The sequence below is a fragment of the Mycobacterium celatum genome, assembly GCF_002101595.1.
In the GTDB taxonomy this organism is placed as follows: domain Bacteria; phylum Actinomycetota; class Actinomycetes; order Mycobacteriales; family Mycobacteriaceae; genus Mycobacterium; species Mycobacterium celatum.
In genome coordinates this window covers 1-21,383 of record NZ_LQOM01000025.1, presented here as the reverse complement: position 1 = coordinate 21,383, position 21,383 = coordinate 1, and the positions used below count along the sequence as shown (strand labels likewise).

Annotated in this window: 17 protein-coding genes and 1 pseudogene; 7 read left to right on the top strand and 11 right to left on the bottom strand. The window is 66.8% G+C overall.

Annotated features, from left to right (window positions below):
- Window positions 1–64 precede the first annotated feature (64 nt).
- Window positions 65–787: a DUF1906 domain-containing protein gene (locus AWB95_RS09715; RefSeq protein WP_062539469.1), complete on the bottom strand. Its 723-nt coding sequence runs from the start codon at window positions 785–787 to the stop codon at window positions 65–67.
- Between the two features lie 128 nt (window positions 788–915).
- On the opposite strand from AWB95_RS09715, the gene AWB95_RS09710 reads away from it, so the two are divergent.
- On the top strand, window positions 916–2,508 hold the full coding sequence (locus AWB95_RS09710) for a serine/threonine-protein kinase (RefSeq protein WP_084707041.1): 1,593 nt from the start codon (window positions 916–918) through the stop codon (window positions 2,506–2,508).
- A gap of 94 nt (window positions 2,509–2,602) precedes the next feature.
- Entirely contained in the window at window positions 2,603–4,261 is a 1,659-nt protein-coding gene (locus AWB95_RS23945) for a serine/threonine-protein kinase (protein WP_085168109.1), read from the top strand.
- Here the strand turns inward: AWB95_RS23945 and AWB95_RS09700 are convergent, their stop codons facing one another.
- Entirely contained in the window at window positions 4,262–5,128 is an 867-nt protein-coding gene (locus tag AWB95_RS09700; RefSeq protein ID WP_062540290.1) for a MerR family transcriptional regulator, read from the bottom strand.
- Between the two features lie 40 nt (window positions 5,129–5,168).
- On the opposite strand from AWB95_RS09700, the gene AWB95_RS09695 reads away from it, so the two are divergent.
- Window positions 5,169–6,335 carry an aromatic ring-hydroxylating oxygenase subunit alpha gene (locus tag AWB95_RS09695; protein ID WP_062540289.1) on the top strand — a complete coding sequence of 389 codons (1,167 nt, stop codon included), beginning with the start codon at window positions 5,169–5,171 and terminating at the stop codon, window positions 6,333–6,335.
- Window positions 6,336–6,374: 39 nt separating this feature from the next.
- Here AWB95_RS09695 and AWB95_RS09690 read toward each other — a convergent pair whose 3' ends face one another.
- Complete coding sequence (locus AWB95_RS09690; protein WP_099539528.1) at window positions 6,375–7,520, bottom strand: lipocalin-like domain-containing protein; 1,146 nt, start codon at window positions 7,518–7,520, stop codon at window positions 6,375–6,377.
- Window positions 7,521–7,587: 67 nt separating this feature from the next.
- Here AWB95_RS09690 and AWB95_RS09685 point away from each other — a divergent pair, with 67 nt between their 5' ends.
- Complete coding sequence (locus AWB95_RS09685) at window positions 7,588–9,048, top strand: aldehyde dehydrogenase (protein WP_062540288.1); 1,461 nt, start codon at window positions 7,588–7,590, stop codon at window positions 9,046–9,048.
- 70 nt (window positions 9,049–9,118) lie between these two features.
- Here AWB95_RS09685 and AWB95_RS09680 read toward each other — a convergent pair whose 3' ends face one another.
- From AWB95_RS09680 to AWB95_RS09660, 5 genes are read right to left on the bottom strand one after another with little or no spacing between them, the layout of a single operon-like run.
- A complete protein-coding gene (locus tag AWB95_RS09680; RefSeq protein WP_062540287.1) occupies window positions 9,119–9,553 on the bottom strand; it encodes a MaoC family dehydratase in 435 nt (144 codons plus the stop codon).
- Window positions 9,550–10,095 carry an FAS1-like dehydratase domain-containing protein gene (locus AWB95_RS09675; protein ID WP_373280781.1) on the bottom strand — a complete coding sequence of 182 codons (546 nt, stop codon included), beginning with the start codon at window positions 10,093–10,095 and terminating at the stop codon, window positions 9,550–9,552. Before AWB95_RS09675 ends, AWB95_RS09680 begins: the two co-directional genes overlap by 4 nt.
- Window positions 10,068–10,484 carry a nuclear transport factor 2 family protein gene (locus AWB95_RS09670; RefSeq protein ID WP_062540285.1) on the bottom strand — a complete coding sequence of 139 codons (417 nt, stop codon included), beginning with the start codon at window positions 10,482–10,484 and terminating at the stop codon, window positions 10,068–10,070. The genes AWB95_RS09675 and AWB95_RS09670 overlap by 28 nt, the downstream gene beginning before the upstream one ends.
- Window positions 10,485–10,501: 17 nt before the next feature.
- Window positions 10,502–12,052 carry an AMP-binding protein gene (locus AWB95_RS09665; RefSeq protein ID WP_062540284.1) on the bottom strand — a complete coding sequence of 517 codons (1,551 nt, stop codon included), beginning with the start codon at window positions 12,050–12,052 and terminating at the stop codon, window positions 10,502–10,504.
- Complete coding sequence (locus AWB95_RS09660; protein WP_062540283.1) at window positions 12,052–13,140, bottom strand: aromatic ring-hydroxylating oxygenase subunit alpha; 1,089 nt, start codon at window positions 13,138–13,140, stop codon at window positions 12,052–12,054. The genes AWB95_RS09665 and AWB95_RS09660 overlap by 1 nt, the downstream gene beginning before the upstream one ends.
- Window positions 13,141–13,287: 147 nt before the next feature.
- On the opposite strand from AWB95_RS09660, the gene AWB95_RS09655 reads away from it, so the two are divergent.
- Window positions 13,288–14,520: a cytochrome P450 gene (locus AWB95_RS09655; RefSeq protein WP_062540282.1), complete on the top strand. Its 1,233-nt coding sequence runs from the start codon at window positions 13,288–13,290 to the stop codon at window positions 14,518–14,520.
- Here the strand turns inward: AWB95_RS09655 and AWB95_RS09650 are convergent, their stop codons facing one another.
- Window positions 14,521–14,712 carry a ferredoxin gene (locus tag AWB95_RS09650; RefSeq protein ID WP_062540292.1) on the bottom strand — a complete coding sequence of 64 codons (192 nt, stop codon included), beginning with the start codon at window positions 14,710–14,712 and terminating at the stop codon, window positions 14,521–14,523. It lies immediately after the preceding gene.
- A gap of 90 nt (window positions 14,713–14,802) precedes the next feature.
- On the opposite strand from AWB95_RS09650, the gene AWB95_RS09645 reads away from it, so the two are divergent.
- The gene (locus tag AWB95_RS09645; protein WP_084707152.1) at window positions 14,803–16,083 is read left to right on the top strand and encodes a cytochrome P450; all 1,281 of its coding nucleotides are present in this window, start codon (window positions 14,803–14,805) and stop codon (window positions 16,081–16,083) included.
- Window positions 16,083–16,838, top strand: coding sequence for a class I SAM-dependent methyltransferase (locus AWB95_RS09640; protein ID WP_373280780.1), 756 nt, complete (start codon window positions 16,083–16,085; stop codon window positions 16,836–16,838). Before AWB95_RS09645 ends, AWB95_RS09640 begins: the two co-directional genes overlap by 1 nt.
- 3 nt (window positions 16,839–16,841) lie before the next feature.
- Here AWB95_RS09640 and AWB95_RS23480 read toward each other — a convergent pair whose 3' ends face one another.
- Together AWB95_RS23480 and AWB95_RS09635 are read right to left on the bottom strand one after the other, a co-directional pair.
- Entirely contained in the window at window positions 16,842–18,026 is a 1,185-nt protein-coding gene (locus AWB95_RS23480; protein WP_062540291.1) for a pyridoxal phosphate-dependent aminotransferase, read from the bottom strand.
- 30 nt (window positions 18,027–18,056) lie between these two features.
- Window positions 18,057–21,383: pseudogene (locus AWB95_RS09635) on the bottom strand (non-ribosomal peptide synthetase); the annotation flags it as partial.

The following is a 21,383-nucleotide window of genomic DNA, read 5'->3' as shown; positions in this document are numbered from 1 at the left end:
GCCGGAGGGCGTCTGAGAAGTTTGCTGGAACCTTACCCGCGAGTCAGGTGTGCGAGCCGTCGCGTCAGTCCCACTGGCCGAATTGCGGCTTCATGATGTGGTTGATGTCCACCCCGACGCCGCCGACGCTGCGCTTGTCGATCTCCACCTGGTGGAGATTGGCGGCCGGATGGGTGTATCCGCGCGGCGAACCCCAGTTGTGCTGCCAAAAGTAGGATCCCAGCCCGTCCTGCAGCGCCCAGTCGATCGTTTTCGAGTTGGCGTAGACCCCGACCCGTTGATGGCCGAGCACCGACTCCCAGCCCCGCAGATACGGCGCCACCAGCTGCTTGTACTGCTCGTAGGACGGATCGTCGTCGATCGAGGCGTAGATCGGCGCGCCGGTGGGTCCGCCCGCAGCGGTGTGCAACTGCCAGCCCCGCTGGGCGTGCGCGACGCCGGCGCCCTGACCGCCCAGCCAGTCGGCGGTGTCCTGCTTGCCGTACTGGTAGCAGGACACGATCTTGAGCCCGCTGCCGTACAGGTCACGGGCTTCGGCCAGTTGGATCGGCTTGCCGAGCATCCAGGCGCCACCCGGCCGGCGGTCCGACACGTACCGGATCGACCCTGCCGCGCCCGCCGCCTTGATGTCGCTGGCGGGGATGACGCCGGCCGCATAGTCCAGCAGCACGCCCAGCGGGCCGGCCGAGGCGATCGCGGCGCGCAGCGACGAGGCCGCAACGCCCAAACCGAACAGGGCTGGCGTCGCGGCCGCGTACTTGAGCACCTCGCGCCGGGACACAGGCACGAGTCACAGGATACGACAAATGCATCAATTACCACTTCGGCAATACTGGCCGCGCCAGTATCAGAAGTCCTATTACGCCACGGCGGTGACACATGCCAAGGACCGAATTACATCTGTAGTATTCGCCCATGCCGTTGGCGAGCGACACGACGTGTGCCGGTTTCCGCATCGTCCGGCACCTGGGGTCGGGCGGGATGGGTGAGGTCTACTTGGCCCAGCACCCGAGGTTGCCGCGCCGCGATGCGCTCAAGGTGCTTCCCGCCGACGTGTCCGCCGACCCGGAGTTCCGCGAGCGGTTCAACCGGGAGGCCGATCTGGCCGCGGCGCTGTGGCACCCACACATCGTCGGCCTGCACGACCGGGGCGAATACGAGGGCCAGTTGTGGATTTCGATGGATTACGTCGACGGCTCCGACGCCGCCAAGCTGCTGCACGACAGGTATCCCGACGGCATGCCGGCCGACGAGGTGATCGAGATCGTCAGTGCAATTGCCGACGCCCTTGACTACGCCCACGACAGTGGTCTGCTGCACCGCGATGTGAAGCCGAGCAACATCCTGATCACCCAGCCGGTCTGCGGCTGGCGACGCATCCTGCTGGCAGACTTCGGCATCGCCCGGCGGCTGGATGAAATCAGCGGGCTGACGGTGACGAACATGGCCGTCGGCACCATGAGCTACGCGGCACCCGAGCAGCTAGTGGACGCCCCCATCGATGGGCGGGCCGACCAATATGCGTTGGCCGCCACCGCGTTTCATCTGCTGACCGGGTCACCACCGTTTCGGCACAGCAATCCCGCGGTGGTGATCGGCCAGCATCTCAACGGGGTCCCGCCCAAGCTGAGCGACATCAAGCCGGAACTGGCGCACCTCGATGCCGTGCTGGCCCGCGCGCTGTCCAAAGACCCCGCCGACAGGTTCGCCTGCTGCCGGGATTTCGCGAAGGCGCTCAAGGGGGATCGCTGCAAACGGGGGCGCCGTCTGCGCACCCGACTGGCGGCCGGGAGGCCTTCGGCATCGCGGATCCACCCGCTGGTGCGGGCCGCCGTCGTCGTCCCGATGCTCGTGACCATGATGCTGACCGGATCGGTCATCGTCACCGGCACTCGGGTGAGCGACGCGCGGCGATCTGCGTCGCTCACTGCCCACGCCGCCGGCATCCTCGGCCAGCCCCGCGCGACACCGTCGGCGGTTCCGGCCGCAGAGCACGGCAGGCCACCGATCGGTGCGCCGTGTGCCCGTGAGGAAATCAACACGACCACGTTCTCGAACTCGAACACCCCGATTCGCTGTATGAGGGTGCGGCACGGCTCGTTGTGGCAGCCCAACGCCGAGGTGGAACGGATGTATCCGCTGATCGCCGGCGAATACGGCTGGCGCAACTGCCTCAAGGAATTTCCGCGCGACAAATGCGAGGCCGCCGCGGCGGTCCTGGCGGGTGCGCCCGGGTCCACCGGGCCGTTCATCCCGCCCGGGACGTATGCGGTGCCCGGAGAGATGTCGCCGGGCCTCTACGCGGCGGCGAACGGGGTTGCCGGTGCTGGCTGCTCGTGGCACACCTACGACAACGCCGGCAACCTGCTGGAGGCCGGCAACGACAGCCAGGACGTGGTCATCGGGCCCCTGGTCGCGCGGTTCAGCACCGCCGGGTGCTCGCCGTGGGTCCGCAAGGGCCGAGCTGAGGGGTCAGTCGCGCGGCCACCTGCCGGCGGCTGGCCCTAGTTTTCGTGCACTACCCGCGCAGTGTGCCGGTGACCACCCGGTTCACTGAGCCTGAAATTCTGGTCTGCGGGCACCAGCTTGTACGATCCTCCCCATGCCGCTGGTCACTGGTGCGACGGCAGCCGGATTCAGCATTGTCCGGCCGCTGGGCTCTGGCCAGCACGGCGAGGTCTATCTAGTCGAGCGCCCGAGGCTGCCGCGCCGTCACGCTCTCAAGCTCCTGCCCGCCGACGTGTCCGCCGACCCGGAGTACCAGGAGCGGTTCTACCGCGAGTCTGACCTGGCGGCGGCGCTCTGGCATCCGAACATCGTCGGCCTGTACGACCGGGGCGAATTCGAGGGCCGGCTGTGGCTCTTGACGGACTACGTCGACGGCGCCGACGCGACTCAGCTGCTCAGCGATGCCTATCCCGATGGCGTCCCGCCCGACGAGGTCCTCGAGATCGTCACCGCGGTCGCGGAGGCGCTTGACCACGCCCACGGCCATGGGCTGGTGCACGGCTATGTGAAGCCGGGCAACATACTGCTGACCAGACCCGAATCGGGTATGCGGCGAATCCTGCTGGCAGATTTCGGTGTACCCCGGCAGACGGACATGACGATCGGCGCCGTGAGCTATGCCGCACCCGAGCAGCTGATGGACGACTCGGTCGACGGCCCGAGCGACCAATATGCGTTGGCGTGCAACGCTTTTCACCTATTGACGGGGTCGCCGCCGTTCGCGCACCACAATCCTGCCGTAGTGATCAGTAAGCACCTCAACGAATCACCGCCACGACCGGGCGATGTCAAGCCGGAACTGGCCTACTTCGACGAGGCCTTTTCCCGCGCACTCGCCAAGGCGGCGGCCGACAGATTCCCGCGCTGTCGAGACTTCGCCGCAGCGCTCGAGGGGAATCACCGCGATAGGTCCGACCTGCAAGACGCCGACGCCACTGCAGTCCTTGGATGGCCGGCGCACGACGCGATGCCCGCGACTGAAGAAACTGCTTCACCAAATGTGTGGGAAGACACTGAGTACGAGGACGCCGCAACGTTCCCCGAAGCTGACGAAACCGCAGCAGCGCCACCAGATGTCTGGCACGACAACGAATTCGACGATGCCACCACGTTCCCCGAGCCTGCGGTGTCCGATGCAATGGCTGACGAAGCGGACGAGGCCGTCGCGGAGCCACCAGAAGAAGTCTGGGAAGACAACGAGTTTGACCAGGCCACGTTCTTCGAACCAGCGGTCGCTCGCGCGGCGACTGCGGACGCCTCGGCGACGGCGCGCCGTCGCCGGCTGCTGCAAACGGGGGCGTTCGCTCTCACAATCGTGGCGGTGGCGCTGCTCGGGTACTTCGCGGTCATGCTGCTGCGGTCGCGCTCGTTCCACGACACGCCAAGCGTCGAGACGCCGGCGCCGGTGACCACGATCCGGCCCGCTGTCCCGCCGCCGGCGAGGGCCACGCTGCCGACGCCCGCCCCTGCTGCGCCGGTACCCGCGCCGCCACTGCCGTCGGAAATCAGCACACCGCCGTCGTCTACTGCGACGACCACGGCGCCAACGAGCACATCACCGACGACCGAGACGCGCGCGGCGACGACGACCACGACGCCCTCAACCTCGGCGCCGCCTTTGGACACCCGGCCGGCCCTCGGCATGCCCTGCAGCCCTCAGCAGGCGGGCACGGCAACCGTCTCGAACACGGGGGTTCCGATCAGCTGCGTCGATACACCCGGCGGATTCGCCTGGCAACCGCCGGGTGGCTGACTAACTTTCCCTTGCCGGCGGCAGCACGATCACGCTGACCGTTTCCAGTCCGCGCCGGGCGGTCTCCCGGGTCAGTTCGTCGATGAAATGGGCCGCGGCGGGCGTGATCGACGCCGCCCAGGTCCGAAATCCCTGGACGATGACGGGGTCGCGTTCCAGCAGCGGCTGTACGCACCGCAGCGCGTCCACGACGTCGTCGGGCAGCGGGTCGGCCAACTGTTGGTCGATCCAGGTGTGTGCCAGTTCGGTTGCAGCCAAGTGGTTTTCGCCGAGAGCAACAACTTCGCCGGCAAGTTTGCGCAGTCGGTCGAACAGCACGTCGCGCCCCGGCGTCTCGGCGAGTTTCTCGAGCAGTGTGCTGGCCGCGGGCGGCAGGACCATCTGACCGAACAGCGCCGGAACCGGCAGCTCCCAGGCGTCGAACAGGTCGGTATACATCTCAGCGGTTGCCGGGGACAGCGGGGCGCTCAGCCGCCCGATGACACCGATGCTGTCGCGATGCGAGGTGGCCAGTCGCCGCAGGATGCGTTCGTTGACGTCGTCGTCTCGGATGGCGGTGGCGGCGTCGATGGCCGCGATCAGTCGATCGAGCCGGTCACGCTGGGCCACCAGCAACGCGCGGTGTTCGTCGAGGACGTCGGCCAGGGTGGTCTGGTCGGCCAACCGCTGGATGTCTTTGATGGCCAGGCCGAGGCTTCGGAGCAAGTCGATGCGCAACAGGTCGAGCACCTGCCCGACGTCGAAGACCCGGTAGCCGTTGGACAGATGCTCCGCTCGCAACAGCCCGATTTTCTCGTAGTGGCGGATGCGGCCCGGCGCGATCCCGGTCAAGGCCGTGACGTCGCCGATCAGCAACTGCTCAGCCACGCCTTGACATTACAACGGTGACAAGGTCTGTAGTGGAAGCATGGACCGCGATCAGCTGATCGACTTGACCCGGCGCGCGGTGAAACTGGCGCGCGACAACACCACCGACCTGGCGCCGGCCGAGCACGCGGTCGCCGCGCGCGAGTACACGTCGCTCGAGCGCCACGAGCGTGACGTGGCGATGCTGCTGGCCAGCCCGCAACTGGTCGGTTACGTCTCCGAGTTGCCGGCGCCGGGCAGCTACTGCACCAAGACCGTGATGGGCAGGTCGGTCCTGCTGACCCGGATATCCGACGGATCGGTCAAGGCGTTCGAGAACGTCTGCCTGCATCGGCAGTCGCAGGTGGTCAGCGGCTGTGGCACGGCGAAGCGGTTCAGCTGCCCGTATCACGCGTGGACGTACGACAACACCGGGCGGCTGGTGGGAGTGCCCGGCCGGGAGGGCTTTCCGGGGGTAGGCGTGAAATCCGACGGGCTGACCGAGTTGCCGGCCACCGAGTTCGCCGGATTCCTGTGGGTGTCATTGCAATCCGATGCCGAGCTGGACGTCGCCGCGCATCTGGGCTCGCTGGCCGAGGAACTCGACTCGTGGGGCATCGGGCGGTGGTCACCGCTGGGCGAGAAGGTCCTCGACTCCCCGATCAACTGGAAGCTCGCGGTCGACACCTTTTCGGAGAACTACCATTTCGCCACCGTGCACCGGCAGACGTTCGCGACGATCGCGCGCAGCAACTGCACGGTATTCGACGCTTTCGGCGCGCATCACCGGTTGATCTTCCCGCTCAACTCGATCCTCGAGCTGGAAAACGTTCCCGAGGAACAATGGGATCCGTTCCAGAACATGGTGGTGATCTACGCGTTGTTCCCCAACATCGTGTTGTCGGTGACGATCGCCAACGGCGAGCTTTTCCGGATCTACCCGGGCGAGAAGCCGGGCAGATCGATTACGGTGCACCAGAATTCGACGCCGCTGGATCTGTCCGACGAGTCCGTGGCAGCCGGCGCGCAGGCCGTGTTCGACTATGCGCACGCCACCGTGCGTGACGAGGACTACCGGCTGGTCGAAGGGTTACAGGCCAACCTGGAGTCGGGAGTGCGCGACCATTTGTTGTTCGGCCGCAACGAGCCCGGATTGCAGCATCGTCACAAGAGTTGGGCCGACGCCCTCGGCCGCGAGATCTACGCTAGCGCGGAAAAGTTCGAGTAGACGCCACGCTGACGTCGATCTCGGCGCATCCCAGGTAGCTCACCGGGCGAGCACATCGGCGAGTTCCCAGTCCCGGTAGAGCGCCAGCGATCGCTCATAGAACCCGAAGCCGCTCACCGGTTTTCCGCGCAGCGTTCCGCGGTAGCGGTACGGACCCTCCATGTATTCGATGGGCAGCGCATGTGCCGGCGCGGCCACCAGCGGCTCGCCGGTGAGGTCGAGTTGCAATGTGGCGCTGGTGAGTCGGTGGCGGTCCGGCATGTAGCGGACCTGCGACAGGGGCGGCACCAGGGGGCGAATCGACTCCGGCCAGCGCACATAGCTGTCAATTCTGACCTCGACGTCCTCGGCACACTCCGGGAGCGCATCGGGATAGCTCACGGTTACCCCGGAGAAGGGTTGCAGCGCATTGTGGTTGGTGCGGTCGAACTGTCGCCAGATGCTCAGGTCGACGCCGTTGTCCAGGTTGATCGTGCGCCACTCGTGGGAGCGGGCGCGCGGGTCTCCCCCGGTCCCGCCGCCGCCGGCATAGCGGGGAAACCACTGCCGGTCGACATGCCCCGCACTGCCGCTGACGTCTTCGCACACGTCGCCCCAGCGCAGCGTCCCGGTCATCGCCATTCGGGTCTGGAAATACGAATACGTGTCGTCCTGGCCGAAGCAGGCGATCCGGCCGTCGTACTTCGATGCGCCCAGCGGAACCGGCTTGCGCGTCGGCGTGACCGCCAGCTCCAGACCCATCGGCCCGCCGGCCTGATCGACGCCGACCAGGTTGAGCCGGTAGGTGTAGGGCAGCAGCTGGCCGTCGTCGTCGCGGCAGGTGGTCCACGTGGCCATGCCGGCGCCGCTTTCGTATCGGATGTCGAGGTGGCCTGCCGTCGCGGATAGTTTCGGCGTGGCCGCGTTGCGCGGCGGCATGTCGTAGTTAGTGTAGGTGCCGTATGTGCCTGCTTCGCAATCGAATAGCGCCATCGTGTAAAAGTCGGCGACCACCGATCCGCCCGGACGGTTCTTGTTGAAGATGGTCAGGAACGCGAACGACCGGCCAGACGCGGCAGTCAGTTCGCCCGCGACGAACCAGGTGTCGGACTCCTGGTCGGGGTGCTCGCCTTCGGCGGCGGGGAATTCCAGCATCGGGTCGTCGGGCACCAACGAATACGGGTAACAGCGCCAGTCGTCGCCCACACGGACTCCTGTTCCCACGTTTTCTTGCTATGTTAGCAGTAATAGCCATGTCACGAGGCGGTGCCGTATGCCCGAGCAGCTTGACCATCGTTGCTACGACGAGCTTTTCATCGGCGGACAGTGGCGCAAACCCTTGAACGGGGGCCGGCTGACGGTGATCTCGCCGCACTCCGAGGAGCCCATCGGCGAGGCGCCGGCGGGCGGCCCGGAGGATGTCGACGCCGCGGTCACCGCCGCGCGGCACGCCTTCGACCACGGGCCGTGGCCGCGGCTGGACCCGGCCGAACGGATGGCCAAGATCGAAGAGCTCGCCGCTGTCTACGCGCCCCACGTCGACGAAATGTCCGACCTCATCACCGCCGAGATGGGATCGCCGCGCAGTTTCAGCCGGCTGGGTCAAGGGGCCGGCGCGGCGTCGATGATTCACCTTGCGCTGGCGGCAGCGCGTGACTTCTCATGGGCGGAACGTCGCCAGGGCGTGCGCGGTGAGGTTCTCGTTCGTCGCGCCCCTGTGGGCGTGGTCGGCGCGATCGTGCCGTGGAATGTGCCGCAATTCCTGATCATGCCCAAGCTGATTCCCGCGCTGATCGCCGGCTGCACGGTCGTCGTCAAGCCGGCGCCGGAAACACCGTTGGACGCGCTGTGGTTGGCCGAGATGCTCGAGCAGGTCGGCCTGCCCGACGGGGTGGTGTCGGTGGTCACCGGTGGGCCCGACGTCGGCGAGGCGCTGGTCCGCCACCCGGGGGTCGACAAGATCGCGTTCACCGGATCCAGCGCCGTCGGCCGGCGCATCGCCGCCATCTGCGGGGAGCAGCTCAAACGGGTGAGCCTGGAACTGGGCGGCAAGTCGGCGGCGATCATCCTCGACGACGCCGACATCGACAAGACGGTCGCCGGGCTGAAGACCGCCGGGCTGATGAACAACGGGCAGGCCTGCGTCGCGCAGACCCGCATTCTGGTCAGCGAACGCCGTCGTGACGACGTCGTCGATGCGCTGGCCGACATGATGTCCGGCCTGCAGGTCGGTGATCCGTTCGACGAGGCCACCGATATCGGACCGCTTGTGGCCCAACGACAGCAACACCGGGTGCAGGACTACATCCGCTCCGGGCGCAAAGAGGGCGCCCGCATTGTGCTCGGCGGCGAAGATCCGCCCACCGACCGCGGCTGGTACGTGCGGCCGACGCTGTTCGCCGACGCCACCAACGACATGCGTATCGCGCGGGAAGAGATCTTCGGCCCGGTGCTTACGGTGCTGACCTATACCGACGAGGACAACGCGGTGCGCATCGCCAACGACAGCGACTACGGTCTGGCCGGGTCGGTGTGGACGGCCGATGCCGCCCACGGCATGGAGATCGCCTCGGCGGTGCGCGCCGGCACCTATGGCATCAACATGTACATGCTCGACATCGCCAGCCCGTTCGGTGGTTTCAAGCAATCGGGCATCGGGCGGGAATTCGGCCCCGAAGGCCTGGCCGAGTACGTGGAGCTGCAGTCGGTCGTCAGCAAGAGCCCGCTGAATTAGCCGATCCGCCGAATGTGGAGTTGTGTCACGCTACGCGCGAATTCGCGTGCCCCAAGCCCACACTCAGCGCCTACGAGGGCGGTACCTGCAAGGTGAGCTCGACCGGACAACACAACTCGCCGCGCTGGTTGCTCACCTCGATCTGCAGGTCCAGCAGGTAACGTGGCGGGTCGACGCTGGTGTCGGTGCGCTTGGCGACCACGCGTCCCCCGCCCACCATGGTGTCGCCGGCGTAGATCGGCCCGACCAGGCGCATCGTGCGGTGCACCACCCGGCTCCCCGGGCCGGCCCAGTCCGTGGCGATGCGATCGGCGAACCCGGCGAGGTGCATGGTGTTGACAAAAATCGTTGGATGGCCTTGGTTATAGGCGTACCCGGGATCGAAGTGGCCGGGGAAGTAGTCCCAGGTAGCACCGGAGTTCATGACGACTCGCTGGTAGTCGATCTCGTCGAGCACCACTGGTAGTTCAACCGGGACAGTGAGCCGGTCCCATTGCACGCTCATCTCGCCGGCTCGGGAGTGAAGCGGAACAACGTGTTTCGGTTGCGGGCCACCACCGCGTCGTCCTGGCGGGTAAAGGTGTCGAGCGTCTCGACGAAATGCCCGACCCCGAGGCGGGTCCGCTTTTCCGGTGACACCGACACCACCTCCTCGACAACGGTCAGCCGATCGCCTTCGACAATGGGCAGCAGGAATTCGGCGTCGTTGGCGGCGTTGACGAACGTGGTGCCGGGCAGCGGCACCCGCAGCGCGATCGCCGTCACCCGCGACGCGCCCGTCGGCAGCCACGGCGGTGGTATCAGCCAGCCCATCAGCAGCGCAGGCGGCGCCAGCAGGCCACCCCATGCCTCCGTGGCGAATTCGGCGTCCCAGTACGACGGGTTGGGGTCGCGGACCAGCGCGGCGAACATCTGGATGCGCGCCGCGCTGACCGCCGTGCCCGCGGTTCGTGGCTCGGACGTCACTCCGACCATCCGCAGCGCGTCTTCGTAGGTGCCGAACGCGAGTTGGATCCCCGTCATACCCGAGCTGGCGCCGAATCCCATTGCAGTTCACGGGAAGTGAAGTACCACCCGCCGCGTTCGTAGATGAGCCGATCGCGGTACGTGCCCGTGGCGCGCAGCGCGGCCACGCCGTCGTCACCAACAGCGTAAAGCAGCGCGACGCAGCGCTGGATGGCGTCGATGCCGTCGACGCTGATCTCGTGATCGACGCTGACCAGCCGCTGCCCGCCGCCGCCGTCGAAGGCGGCACGCAAGTCGCTGAACTCCTCACCGCCGCGGACGTAGCTGGCGCCGGAGTGCCGGAACGTCGCGATCCAGCCGTCGCGGTCGCCGTCGGAGTAGCACCGGTTGTGGCGGGCGGTCAGATCCAGGATGGCGTCGCGTCCCGTAGCGCCGTCGAGCAGGTACTGCTGCTGGTAGCTCATGCTCATCGTGGTTCCTCCCCACCTCATCGGCTGACGATGTATCCGTGACGTTCCCGGTCCCAGGCGCCCGGACCGAGCCCGCGGGCCCGCAAGACATCTTTGCGTATCCGCCCAATGATGGTCTTGGGAATCTCGTCCACGACCTCGATATAGCGGGGTACACAGAAATACGGCATCCGCGCCGAACAGAAGTCCAGCAACTCAACGTAGTCCACCGACGACTCCGGTCGCAGCGTCACGACCAGCAGGATGTCGTCCTCGCCCAACTCGCTGGGCACCCCGACCGCTGCCGCTTCGGCAACAGCCGGATGGCGTAGCACGGTTGCCTCGACTTCCACCGACGAGATGTTCTCGCCGCGCCGGCGCAGCGAATCCTTCACGCGGTCAAGGTAAGTCAGGTTTTCCTGGTCGTCCAGCACACCGAGATCACCGGTGCGAAACCACTGCGGGTGCGGCTCGACTCTGCCGTCGCTGCCGACATACCCCTCGCTCATCACATGCGGATACCTGGGCCGGCACGCGATCTCGCCGACGGTCCCGGCCGACGCCGGGTCACCGCTGGGGTCGAGGATTGTCACGTCGAAGCTCGGGTTGGGCCGGCCCGACGTTCCGGGCACCCCATCCTCGTCGACGCTCTTGACGGTGATCGGGAAGGCCTCGGTCAGGCCGTACATCGTGACAACGCGGCAGCCGTAACGCTTTTCGATGTCGCGGTAAATGGCGGCGTCGATGGGCGCTGCGGAGATGAACCGCAACGGCAGCTGCGCATCGCCTGGATGTGGCGGCTGGTTCCACAGCATCGACACCATGGCGCCGGCGCCGGCGAAGCCCACCGCGCCGCAGGCCCGCACCTCGTCCCACACCGAACCGGGATGAAAGGCACGTGCCAGCACGGTGGTCCCGCCAACCAGCATCGGCGCCAGCACCGACGGCGCCGCACTGAGATGGAACAACGGCATCGCCGTCCACAGCACCTCGCCCGCAACCAATTTCCACGCCGACGCGACCGTCGCCGCCGCGGTGAACAGGTAGTGCCAGCTGGTGGCAACCGCTTTGGACGCACCGGTGGTGCCGGAAGTGAAAAACAGCGATCCGACCTCGCCGCCGTCAGCCGGGTCGTCCGCCCCCGAAGCACCCTCGTCGAGCGAATCACCCTGCATCAGCAGCTCTTTGAGCATCGGCAACCGGTCTGACACCTCGTCGACGCGCGGGCGCCGTTCGGCATCGGTGAAAACAGCTTTCGCTTGCGAGACCCGCAGCGCGTGCAGCAGGAACTCGCCCTTGTTGGCGGCGTTGACGGCGGCGGTCACCGCACCGATGCGCGCGGCACCCAGCCAGAAGTAGATCCACTCCGGGCAGGTCGCGGTGAACAGCGCGACGCAATCCCCACGGCCAATATCTCGGTCCTGCAACACTTTCGCCGCTGCGGCGGATCGCCGTCGCATCTGTTCGAAGGTCACCGGCGTGCCGGCCACCGACATCATCACCCGGTCGGGAAACTGCTCGGCGCGCCGGTCGAGCACCGCCGGGACGCTGAATGCCTCGACGCCGAAATCAGCCGGCCCGATCGGCATCAGGCTTGTGCGGCTGCCGGGTCGGGCTGACCGTCCGGGGTGTATCCGAAGTCGCCGGGTGAAGGCTGTTCGCCCGGGTAGAAGCGGTGCGCCCAACGGCGCAGGGCCGCGTAGTCACGTGCTTCCTCCGGCGCCAGGTTCGGCTTCTCGAGGTACTTCATGTTCTCCCAGGTGAAGAAGTCTTGCTTGATGACTTCTTGTTGCAGCGCAAGGAATCTCGCGGCCCGCCCGGTGGGCACCTCACCGGTGTCGCCGGGCTCGCGAACCGAGGCCTGGGTGTAGAAGTAGTCGGTGTAGTCCTCGTCGACCGGGGTCTGCCCGGTGACCTGAATGGTGGCGACCAGATCGCCGGGGAACCGGACCACGCCCAGCCCGAGCGAGTAGTTGTCGTAGATGATCTTGGCGTCCACCGGGCCGTGAGGGGTCAGCCAGGTCTGCGCCCGGCCGCCACCGAAGTGGGCGTTGACGGTGGCGTGCAGGTGATAGCCGGACACCTCGAACGACGCGGTGTTCGCCGGGCTGGCGGCCTTGTGCACGTACTGCACGTGATACGGGTCCGCCGCGTTCTCGATGATCATCTGCGCGTGCACCTTGACCCGGTTGAGCATTCGGCTGTGCGGGTGCAGCGGGTAGTACTCGCCCGTCTCCAACTCGGGCAGCACCGGCGGTTGCCAGTACGGCGCACGGCCGTGGCGCTCGTGCCAGACCAAAATGAAGCCGTACCACTCGGTGCACGGGTAGGTGCGGATGCGCACGTTCTGTTTGCAGCCGATCTTGCTGTACGGGATCAGTGCGTTGCTTCCGTCGCCGCGCCAGCGCCAGCCGTGCCAGGGGCAGACGATGTTCTCGCCCTCCACGGTGCCGCCGACGCCCATGTTCGCGCCGAGGTGCTGGCAGTACGCATCGAGCACGTGCACCTGGCCGGACTCGGTGCGGAAGAGCACCAACTCCTCGCCGAAGTAATGCGCCCGCTTGACCTCGCCGGCAGGCAGCTCGGAGGCGAACCCGACGATGAACCACCCGGTCGGGAAGCGGTACGTCGACAGCGCAATGCCGGCCGCCCCGAATTCGCGTTCCGACGGATCCATGGTCGAGTTCTCCCTCTCCCCGGCCGAGCGTCGACTTGTCGGGGTGATTGCGTCACCAATCGCCCAACGACTCGACGTTGGCACTGACACCAATTGTTACTATCTTAGTCATTGCACGTCAACCGACCGGCAGGCTGGAGGTTGGGCATGACCACGGCCGAATTGGACCTGTCGGATTTCACATTGTGGCGCAATGGTTTTCCCGACGCGTTGTTCGCCGACCTACGGCGCAACAAGCCGATCTTCCGGCATCAACTCACCCCCGGCGTCGCCAAGGTCGGCGCCCAACGCGAGTTTTGGATCACCACCAAACACCGGCACGCCGTGCGCATCCACCGTGACGCCGACTCGTTCACGGCGAAGGACGGCCCGCTCGTCCAGCCGCTCGACACGTTCTCGTCGTACCCGACGATCATCAACATGGACCCGCCCGAGTTGAGCAAGCGCCGCAAGCTCATTTCCAGCGCGTTCACTCCGCGCGCGATCGCCAAGCTCGAGGACGGCATCCGCGCCCGCGCCGCGCGGATGGTCGACGACCTGCTGGCTCGCGGCGGCGGCGACTGGATCGCCGACGTCGCCGACGCGCTCCCGATGACGGTGATCGGCGACATCATCGGCATCCCGGATCAAGACCGGCCCCGTATCTTCGGCGTCTTCGACCGCATCCTGACCGCCCGCTCCCCCACGGCCCGGCTTTCCGAGCAGGAAGAACTGGATCTCTACGGCACCATCTTCGGCTACGCGCTCGAGCTCACCGCGGAGAAGCGGCACAATCCGGCCGACGACATCTGGAGCACGCTGGCCGCTGCGGAGATCGTCGGAGACGACGGCGAGCAGTTCCGGCTGCCCGCCAACGAGCTGGAGATCTTTTTCTTCGTGCTGGCCTTCGCCGGCAGCGACACCACCAAGAACGCTCTGGCCGCCGGGCTGCAGGCGTTCGTCGCCAACCCCGATCAGATCGAGCGCTACCGCGCCGAGGAGTCGGTGCGGACCGGCGCCGTCGAGGAGGTGCTGCGGTGGGCCACGCCGGTCGCGTACTGGACGCGCACCACCAATGTCGACATCGAGCTCGACGGCCAACACATCCCTGCCGGTGAGCGCATCGTGTCGATGCTGCGCTCGGCGAACCGCGACGAGGAAGTGTTCGACGAGCCGTTCGCCTTCGACATCGGCCGGGCGCCCAACCCGCATGTGGCGTTCGGCGGCGGCGGGCCGCACCATTGCCTGGGCGCGTTCCTGGCTCGCGCCGAGTTGCGCGCGGTATTCGACGAGCTGCTGTTGCGGGCCGACCGCATCGAGCTGGGTCCGCCGAAAGTTGCTTACCCCAGCCTGGTTACCAACATGTCGATCTACGACGAGATGTCGATCGCGTTACGGTGATCAATCGATAAGTCGCAGAGCGGCTTTCGGACACTGGTCGACGGCGGCGCGCACGTCGATCTCCAAGTGCTGCGGCACCTCGCCGTCGGCGATCTGCACCACGTCGGCGTCGCCGATTTCGAACACATCCGGGGCCAACGATTCACAGAACCCGTTGGCCTCGCACAGGGACTCGTCGACGATTACTCGCATCCGATGCTCCTTGTCTTTCAAAGGTAACGACGAGGGTACGCGTGCGTACTGGACCGATTCGCGCCCGGCTGGTTACGCTCGATTTCGAGCATGGATCAAAGGGACGCGCCCCAACACCCGTCGCGTGCGCTGAACGGGCGCTGGCCCATGTGGCAGCTGGACGCAGCATCTGGCGACCCTGCCGACCCGTCGTTTCACGCTGCGCCCAATCGATACCAGGTGTGGGAGGCGGCGCGCCGCGCGCATCCGGTCGCCTGGACCCACTCTGTCAGCCACGGCGAATTCTGGTCCGTCACCACCCACCAGTTGGCGCGTGAAGTGCTGCAGAATCCTCGAGACTTCGCCTCGGGCTCGGGCATGCGCCTGGGCTCCAACGCCCGGGCGGTCGCGTTGGCGTCGGGAAAAATGCTGGTCGTCACCGACGGCGCCAATCACCGCAGATTGCGCGCCGCACATTCGGCGTGGCTGTCGAGTTCCGCAGTTGACCGGATGCAATCCGCGATCGAGGACGACATCGAGAAGCTGCTTGCCGAGCTTATTGCGGGCGGGTGCACTTTTGACGCCGTCAAAGACCTGGGCGCCGTCATCGCGCGCCAGGTACTTGCGCGAGTGCTGGGAATTCCGCATGCGGACTGGGCGAAACTGGGCAGGCTGACCGACGCCGCCTACGCCACCAACGTTGCGCAGGACGCCGCCGAAGCCCACGGTGAACTTTTCATGTATCTCGACGAGCTGCTGCAGCAGCGCCGGGCTGACCCGCAGGACGACTTTGTCACCGCGCTGTCGCAGACAACCGTCGACGGCCGCCCGCTCAGCGACGACGAGATCTTGCTGAATTGCGACGGGATGCTCACCGGCGGCCTTGAGACGACTCCGCTGGCGGTATCCGGCGCCATCGTGGCCTTCGCCCGGGACCCCGGTTGCTGGCAACAGTTGCGCGAGCACCCGGAGCTGTTCAAGTCGGCGGTGGAGGAGATCCTGCGTTGGACGTCGCCGCCCGGACATGTGATGCGCACCGCCACCAGCGATGTCGTTCTCGGGGGCGCGCGGATCCGATCGGGCGATCGCGTCGTGGTGTGGATACCTTCGGCGAACCGCGACGAAGCTGCGTTCCCTGACGGTGAGCGTTTCATCGTGGACCGCGACCCGAATCCGCATCTGTCCTTCGGCGGCGGCCCGCACTACTGCGTCGGCGCGGTGTTGGCCCGTCTCGAGTTGCGCAGTCTGTTGACCGTGCTGGCACGCCGCGTTTCGTCGATCGCCGTGACGGGCCGCGAAGTACTCCGGCAGTCGAATTTCCTGCATGGCCAGGAAATCGCTGAAGTCACCGTCGCGCCGAATCCGCCTCCAGAAGGTGGCCCAAGGACGTAATGATGGACTACATGGCGGCCTTTGACATCGACAACATGCCGCGCGGCGGCCCGGACGCATCGTGGCTGGACCGACGGTTGCAGACCGACCGTCTCGAATACCTGGACCGCGACGACGTCGGCGACAAGAAAGCCAAAGTGATCCGCTCCCTGGACCGCAGCGGACGAATTTTCGGTTGGCACAAGAACTTCGCGCGCATCGCGCTGGCCGAAGTGACCGACGTGACCGATCCCAAAATCCTCGAACTGGGTGCCGGCCTGGGCGGCATATCGCGTGCGCTGCTGGCGATGAGTCCCACGGCCCGGGTGACCGTCACCGATGTCGAGCCCACGTCGGTGGCCGCCATCGCCGCCGGCGACCTCGGCAGTCACCCGCGCGCCACCGTACGGGAGATGGACGCCACCGCCATCGATGCGCCCGACGGGCGCTACGACCTTGCGGTGTTCGCGCTGTCCTTCCACCACCTGCCGCCGGCCATGGCTTGCCGGGCGTTTGCCGAAGGCACCCGCGCCGCGCGCAAGCTGCTGATCATCGACTTACCACGGCCGCCGTCATTGCTGCACCTCGTGGCCTTGGCGTTGCGCCTGCCGTTGGCGCCGGTGCGCCCCAGCGCGCATGACGGGTTCATCAGCTCGCTGCGCGCCTACAGCCCGTCGGCGCTGCGTGCGCTTGCCCGCCATGCCGATCCGGCCATCACGGTCGAGTTGCGCCGCGGGCCGTTCAAGCCGCAGATCGTGGTAGCTAGCCGGGGCTGATCGCTACCGCCCGTTCCGGAGCGCGGCGAGTCGCCTGATCGCCTCGTCAAGGGTTTGGTCTTGCTTCGCAAAGTTGAAGCGCACCAAGTGATTCCACACCGCAGCATGTTCAGCCGCCGGATCGCAGTAGTCCGACATGGGCATCGCGACCACCTGCGCCTTCTCGGCCAGCGCCGCGCAGAACGCCGTGCTGTCGTCGTAACCCAGCGGACGCGGGTCAGCGCACAGGAAGTAGGTGCCGGCGCTGTCGTGCATGCCGAACCCGATCTCGGTCAAGGCTGTCGCGAGCCGATCCCGCCTGGCCCGCAGCAAGTTTCGCCGTGCCACCAACCAGGCATCCTCGGAATTCAGCGCCAGCGCCACCGCGTGCTCAAACGGCGCGCCGCCCACGTAGCTCAAGTGCTGTTTGGCCGTGCGCACCCCGGCAACGAGTTCCGCTGGGCCGCAGGCCCATCCGATCCTCCACCCGGTGCAGTTGAACATCTTGGACGCGCTCGAGACGGTGATGGTGCGCTCGGCCATGCCGTCGAAGCCGGCCAGAGGCAGGTGGCGGTGCCCGCGGGGCGAGGGATATACGAGCTGCTCGTACACCTCGTCGCTGATCACCAGCAGGTCGGCGTCCGCCGCGATTTCCGCAACGGCGGCAAGCTCGTCCGCCGTCAGCACCAAGCCGGTCGGGTTGTGGGGCGAGTTGACGATCAGCGCCCTGGTCCGTGTTGTCACCGCGCGCCGCAGCGCGTCGACGTCAAGGGCGAAGCCATTGCCGTCGGGCACCAACTGTACGATCACCCGCCGGGCACCGGCCATCGCTACCACCGGCGAATACGAGTCGTAGAACGGCTCGATCAACACCACCTCAGACCCCGGCTCGACCAGGCCCAGCACCGCCGACGCGACGGCCTCGGTGGCCCCGACCGTCACCAATACCTCGCTGTCCGGGTCATATTCGACGCCGAAATGCCGCTTGCGCTGACCGGCGATGGCCTGCCGCAGGGCCGCGATGCCCGTTCCGGGCGGGTACTGGTTGAAGCCTTCGGCAATCGCGTGTTGGGCCGCCTGCAGCATCACGGGGGGTCCGTCCTCGTCGGGATATCCGACCCCGAGATCCACCGTGCCGTTGCGCGCGCCCAGCGCCGACATTTCGGCAAACGCCGGGGCCGCGTACGGCTGGAGCCGAGACACCGCCACGGTGGCCGGGCGCGACAGGCATGCGTGCTTGAGCCGGTCGCCGTACATGCCGAGCGCTTCCGCAGTCAGCATTTCTTGATGCGTGCAGTCGGTCGGGTGCACGGCGAGGTCGCCGGCCACATAGGGCCGCCAGCTTTGCCGAAGATACGAGCCCCGATGCGCGGCAGCAAATATGACGACGTTGCCCTCGAATACATCGGGCCGGTGTGCTTGATACAGCGCCACGTTGTCGTTGGTGTGTCGGACGATCGAATCCAGAACCTGGCGGTATCGGCCAAGCTCTCCGGCACCGCGCTCGCGCACCAGTTCTTCTGCCTGCTCGTACGTCAGCGGCTCGTCTTGGTCCGGAACGTCTATGCGATAGAGCCGCAAGACTTCTTCCAGTATGTCCTTCTCGGCCAGAGCATTTCGCCTAAGCATGCTGCTATCGAGGGCGGGTTGAGCGTCCAGGAGGACAAGGCCGGTGACGACGCACCCGCGACGCCGAAGCTCGACGGCGACTTCGTGGGCGACGACGCCGCCGAACGACCAGCCGAGAAGCTTGTAAGGCCCGCTCGGATAAATGTTCTGGATTCGGTTGGCATAGTTTTCGGCCATTTCGCGAATTGACCGGGGTTCGTCTTCTTCGCCCCGCAGGGTCTGTTGCAGGCCGATGATCGGGCAGTCCAGGTGAGCGCCGAGGGCTCGGTAGGGCCAGCTCACACCGCTGGCCGCATGAATGCAGAACAGCGGGACGCCGGTGCCGTTCTTCAGAGTCTGGACCGGAAGCAAGTCGGGCAGCGAAGCGGTATCTGTTTGGACCCGCTGGCTCAAACCTCGTACCGTGGGCGCCTCGAACACGGTGGGTATCGCGACGTCGGCGTCCAGCGCTACCTTGATGGCGGCCACCAGGCGCATCGCCGAAATGCTATCGCCGCCAATGTCGAAGAACGAGTCGTCGACGCCGACGCGCTCGACGCCGAGTATTTGGGCGTAGATGCCGGCCAGGGTCTCCTCGACAGCCGTGGCCGGGGCACTGTAATGGCCAGCGGTGTATTCGGGGGCAGGCAGGGCGCGGGTGTCGAGTTTTCCGTTGGGCGTCAACGGCAGTTCGTCAAGGGCCACCACCGCGGCCGGGACCATGTAGCCCGGCAGCCGCTCGGCCAATTGGTCGCGGATCCGGGCCGGGTCGGCGGTGCCGGTGATGTAGCCGACGAGGCGTTTGTCGCCCGGGCGGTCCTCGCGGGCGATCACCGCCGCCTGTGCTACGCCGTCCAAACCGCTTAAGGCCGACTGGATCTCGCCGAGTTCGATGCGATACCCGCGGATCTTGACCTGCTCGTCGGCGCGGCCCAGATAGTCCAGTTGGCCGTCGGGGCGCCAGCGCACCAGATCCCCGGTGCGATACATCCTCTGCCCGGGAGCCCCGAACGGGCACGCCACATACCGCGACGCGGTCAACCCGGACCGGTGCCAGTATCCGCAGCCCACGCCGCGACCGGCCAGATACAGCTCCCCGACCACGCCGGTCGGCACCGGACGCAACCACCCGTCGAGTACGAAGAACGCCGCGCCCGGCACCGGCGAACCGATCGGCGGCGCACCGGTTCCCGGCGTCAACGGTGCGCTCTTGGACGCCCACATCGTGGTCTCGGTGGGGCCGTAGACGTTGACCATCACCCGCCCGGGCGCCCAGCGATCCACCAGCTCGGCCGGGCAGGCCTCGGCGCCGATCACCAACGCCGTCGACTCCAACCCTTCGGGCGTCAAAACACCTACGGCCGAGGGGGTTTGGGTGAGGACGCTGACGTGTTCCGCGATCAGCAGGTCGTGGACGGCTTGCGGAGTGCGGGCCACCGACTCGGGCACCACCACCAGCCGGCCGCCGTGCAGCAGGGCGCCCCAGATCTCCCACACCGAGAAGTCGAAGGCATACGAATGGCATTGGGTCCACACCTGACCCGGCCCCAACTCGATGCCGGCGTCCAGCGAGTCGAAGAGCTGGGTGACGTTGTGGTGGGTGACCGCCACGCCCTTGGGCATACCGGTGGTGCCCGAGGTGTAGATGAGGTGGGCCAGATCGTCGGGCGCGGGCGCAGGCAAGGCCGTGCATGGATAGGCCGAGATTTGGGGATCGTTGACGTCGACGACCGGCACGTCATGGGCTTCCAGGCGGCCGGCCAGCTCGGTGGTGGTGATCGCCGCGATCGGCGCGGCATCGGCGAGCATGAACGCGATCCGCGTTGTCGGCAACGCGGGGTCGATCGGCAGATAGGCCGCCCCGGTTTTGAGCACCGCGACAATCGCCGTGATTGCCTCGACTGACCGCGAAAACATCAGTGCCACAGACTGTCCCGGACCCGCATCGTTTTCGGTCAGCCGGTGCGCCAGCCGGTTGGCGGCCTCATCCAGCTCGCGGTAGGTCAGTGCACGGCCCGCGCAGCTGACCGCGACCGCATCAGGGGTACGCGCCACCTGCGCGGCGAACAACACCGGAATCGCCATCGGACTGGCTGCCGGCTGGGTCAACACCGCCCGGTTGCCAACGTCATCGAGGCGGGCGTGCTCGGCGGCGTCGAGTAGATCGATCGACGACAGCCGCCCGGTCGGGTCCGTGGTCATCGCTCCCAACACCGTCTCGAACCGCTCGACGAGCGCCTCGATGCTGTCTTCGTCGAACACATCGGTGTCGTATTCGACGCGGAAACCGAGTTGGTGGCCCGGCAGCGCTTGCACCGTCAGCGGGTAGTGGGTGGATTCCCGCACGGCGAAGTCGGTGATGGTCAGTTCCTGGTCGTCGCCCAGCGGCACGCCGGTATCGATCGGGTAGTTCTCGTAGACGAACAGCGCGTCGAACAGCTGTTCCTGACCTGTGATTCGGTGAATCTCGCCGAGCGCCACGTGGTGGTGCTCCAATGTGTCGTTGTGCTCGGCTTGCAACTGCTCGAGCAGATCTGCGGTGGTGGTTGTCGCGGTGATGCGCGCCCGCACCGGCACCGTGTTGATCAACAGGCCCACCATCGAATCGGCGCCGACCACCTCTGCCGGGCGGCCCGAGACGGTGGTGCCGAAGGCGATGTCGTGTTGGCCGGTCAATGATGTCAACAGCTGCGCGAAGGCGGCCTGCAGCACGGTGTTGACGGTGGTGTGACACCACCGCGCCAGGTCGGTGAGCGCGCCCGTCGTCGTTTCGGACACCCGGAACGATCGAATGCGTCGCTGCCCCAGCGCAATCCGTCGGGCCGGACCTACCAGGGTGGGGGTCTCGAAGCCGGCGAGCACCTCGCGCCAGGCGGCACGCGCGGCGTCGAGGTCACGATCAGCCAGCCAGCTCACAAACCGGCGATACGACGACGCGGCAGGCAGTCGTTGTCCGCT

Bases quoted from the DNA above. Each gene is read 5' to 3' on its own strand.
- AWB95_RS09675 (WP_373280781.1), bottom strand. From the start codon at position 10,095: ATGGGATTCGGCGCCAGCTCGGGTATGACGGGGATCCAACTCGCGTTC.
- AWB95_RS09710 (WP_084707041.1), top strand. From the start codon at position 916: ATGCCGTTGGCGAGCGACACGACGTGTGCCGGTTTCCGCATCGTCCGG.
- AWB95_RS09670 (WP_062540285.1), bottom strand. From the start codon at position 10,484: ATGAGCATGAGCTACCAGCAGCAGTACCTGCTCGACGGCGCTACGGGA.
- AWB95_RS09660 (WP_062540283.1), bottom strand. From the start codon at position 13,140: ATGGATCCGTCGGAACGCGAATTCGGGGCGGCCGGCATTGCGCTGTCG.
- AWB95_RS09680 (WP_062540287.1), bottom strand. From the start codon at position 9,553: ATGAGCGTGCAATGGGACCGGCTCACTGTCCCGGTTGAACTACCAGTG.
- AWB95_RS09645 (WP_084707152.1), top strand. From the start codon at position 14,803: ATGGATCAAAGGGACGCGCCCCAACACCCGTCGCGTGCGCTGAACGGG.
- AWB95_RS09665 (WP_062540284.1), bottom strand. From the start codon at position 12,052: ATGCCGATCGGGCCGGCTGATTTCGGCGTCGAGGCATTCAGCGTCCCG.
- AWB95_RS09655 (WP_062540282.1), top strand. From the start codon at position 13,288: ATGACCACGGCCGAATTGGACCTGTCGGATTTCACATTGTGGCGCAAT.
- AWB95_RS09650 (WP_062540292.1), bottom strand. From the start codon at position 14,712: ATGCGAGTAATCGTCGACGAGTCCCTGTGCGAGGCCAACGGGTTCTGT.
- AWB95_RS23945 (WP_085168109.1), top strand. From the start codon at position 2,603: ATGCCGCTGGTCACTGGTGCGACGGCAGCCGGATTCAGCATTGTCCGG.
- AWB95_RS09640 (WP_373280780.1), top strand. From the start codon at position 16,083: ATGATGGACTACATGGCGGCCTTTGACATCGACAACATGCCGCGCGGC.
- AWB95_RS09695 (WP_062540289.1), top strand. From the start codon at position 5,169: ATGGACCGCGATCAGCTGATCGACTTGACCCGGCGCGCGGTGAAACTG.
- AWB95_RS09685 (WP_062540288.1), top strand. From the start codon at position 7,588: ATGCCCGAGCAGCTTGACCATCGTTGCTACGACGAGCTTTTCATCGGC.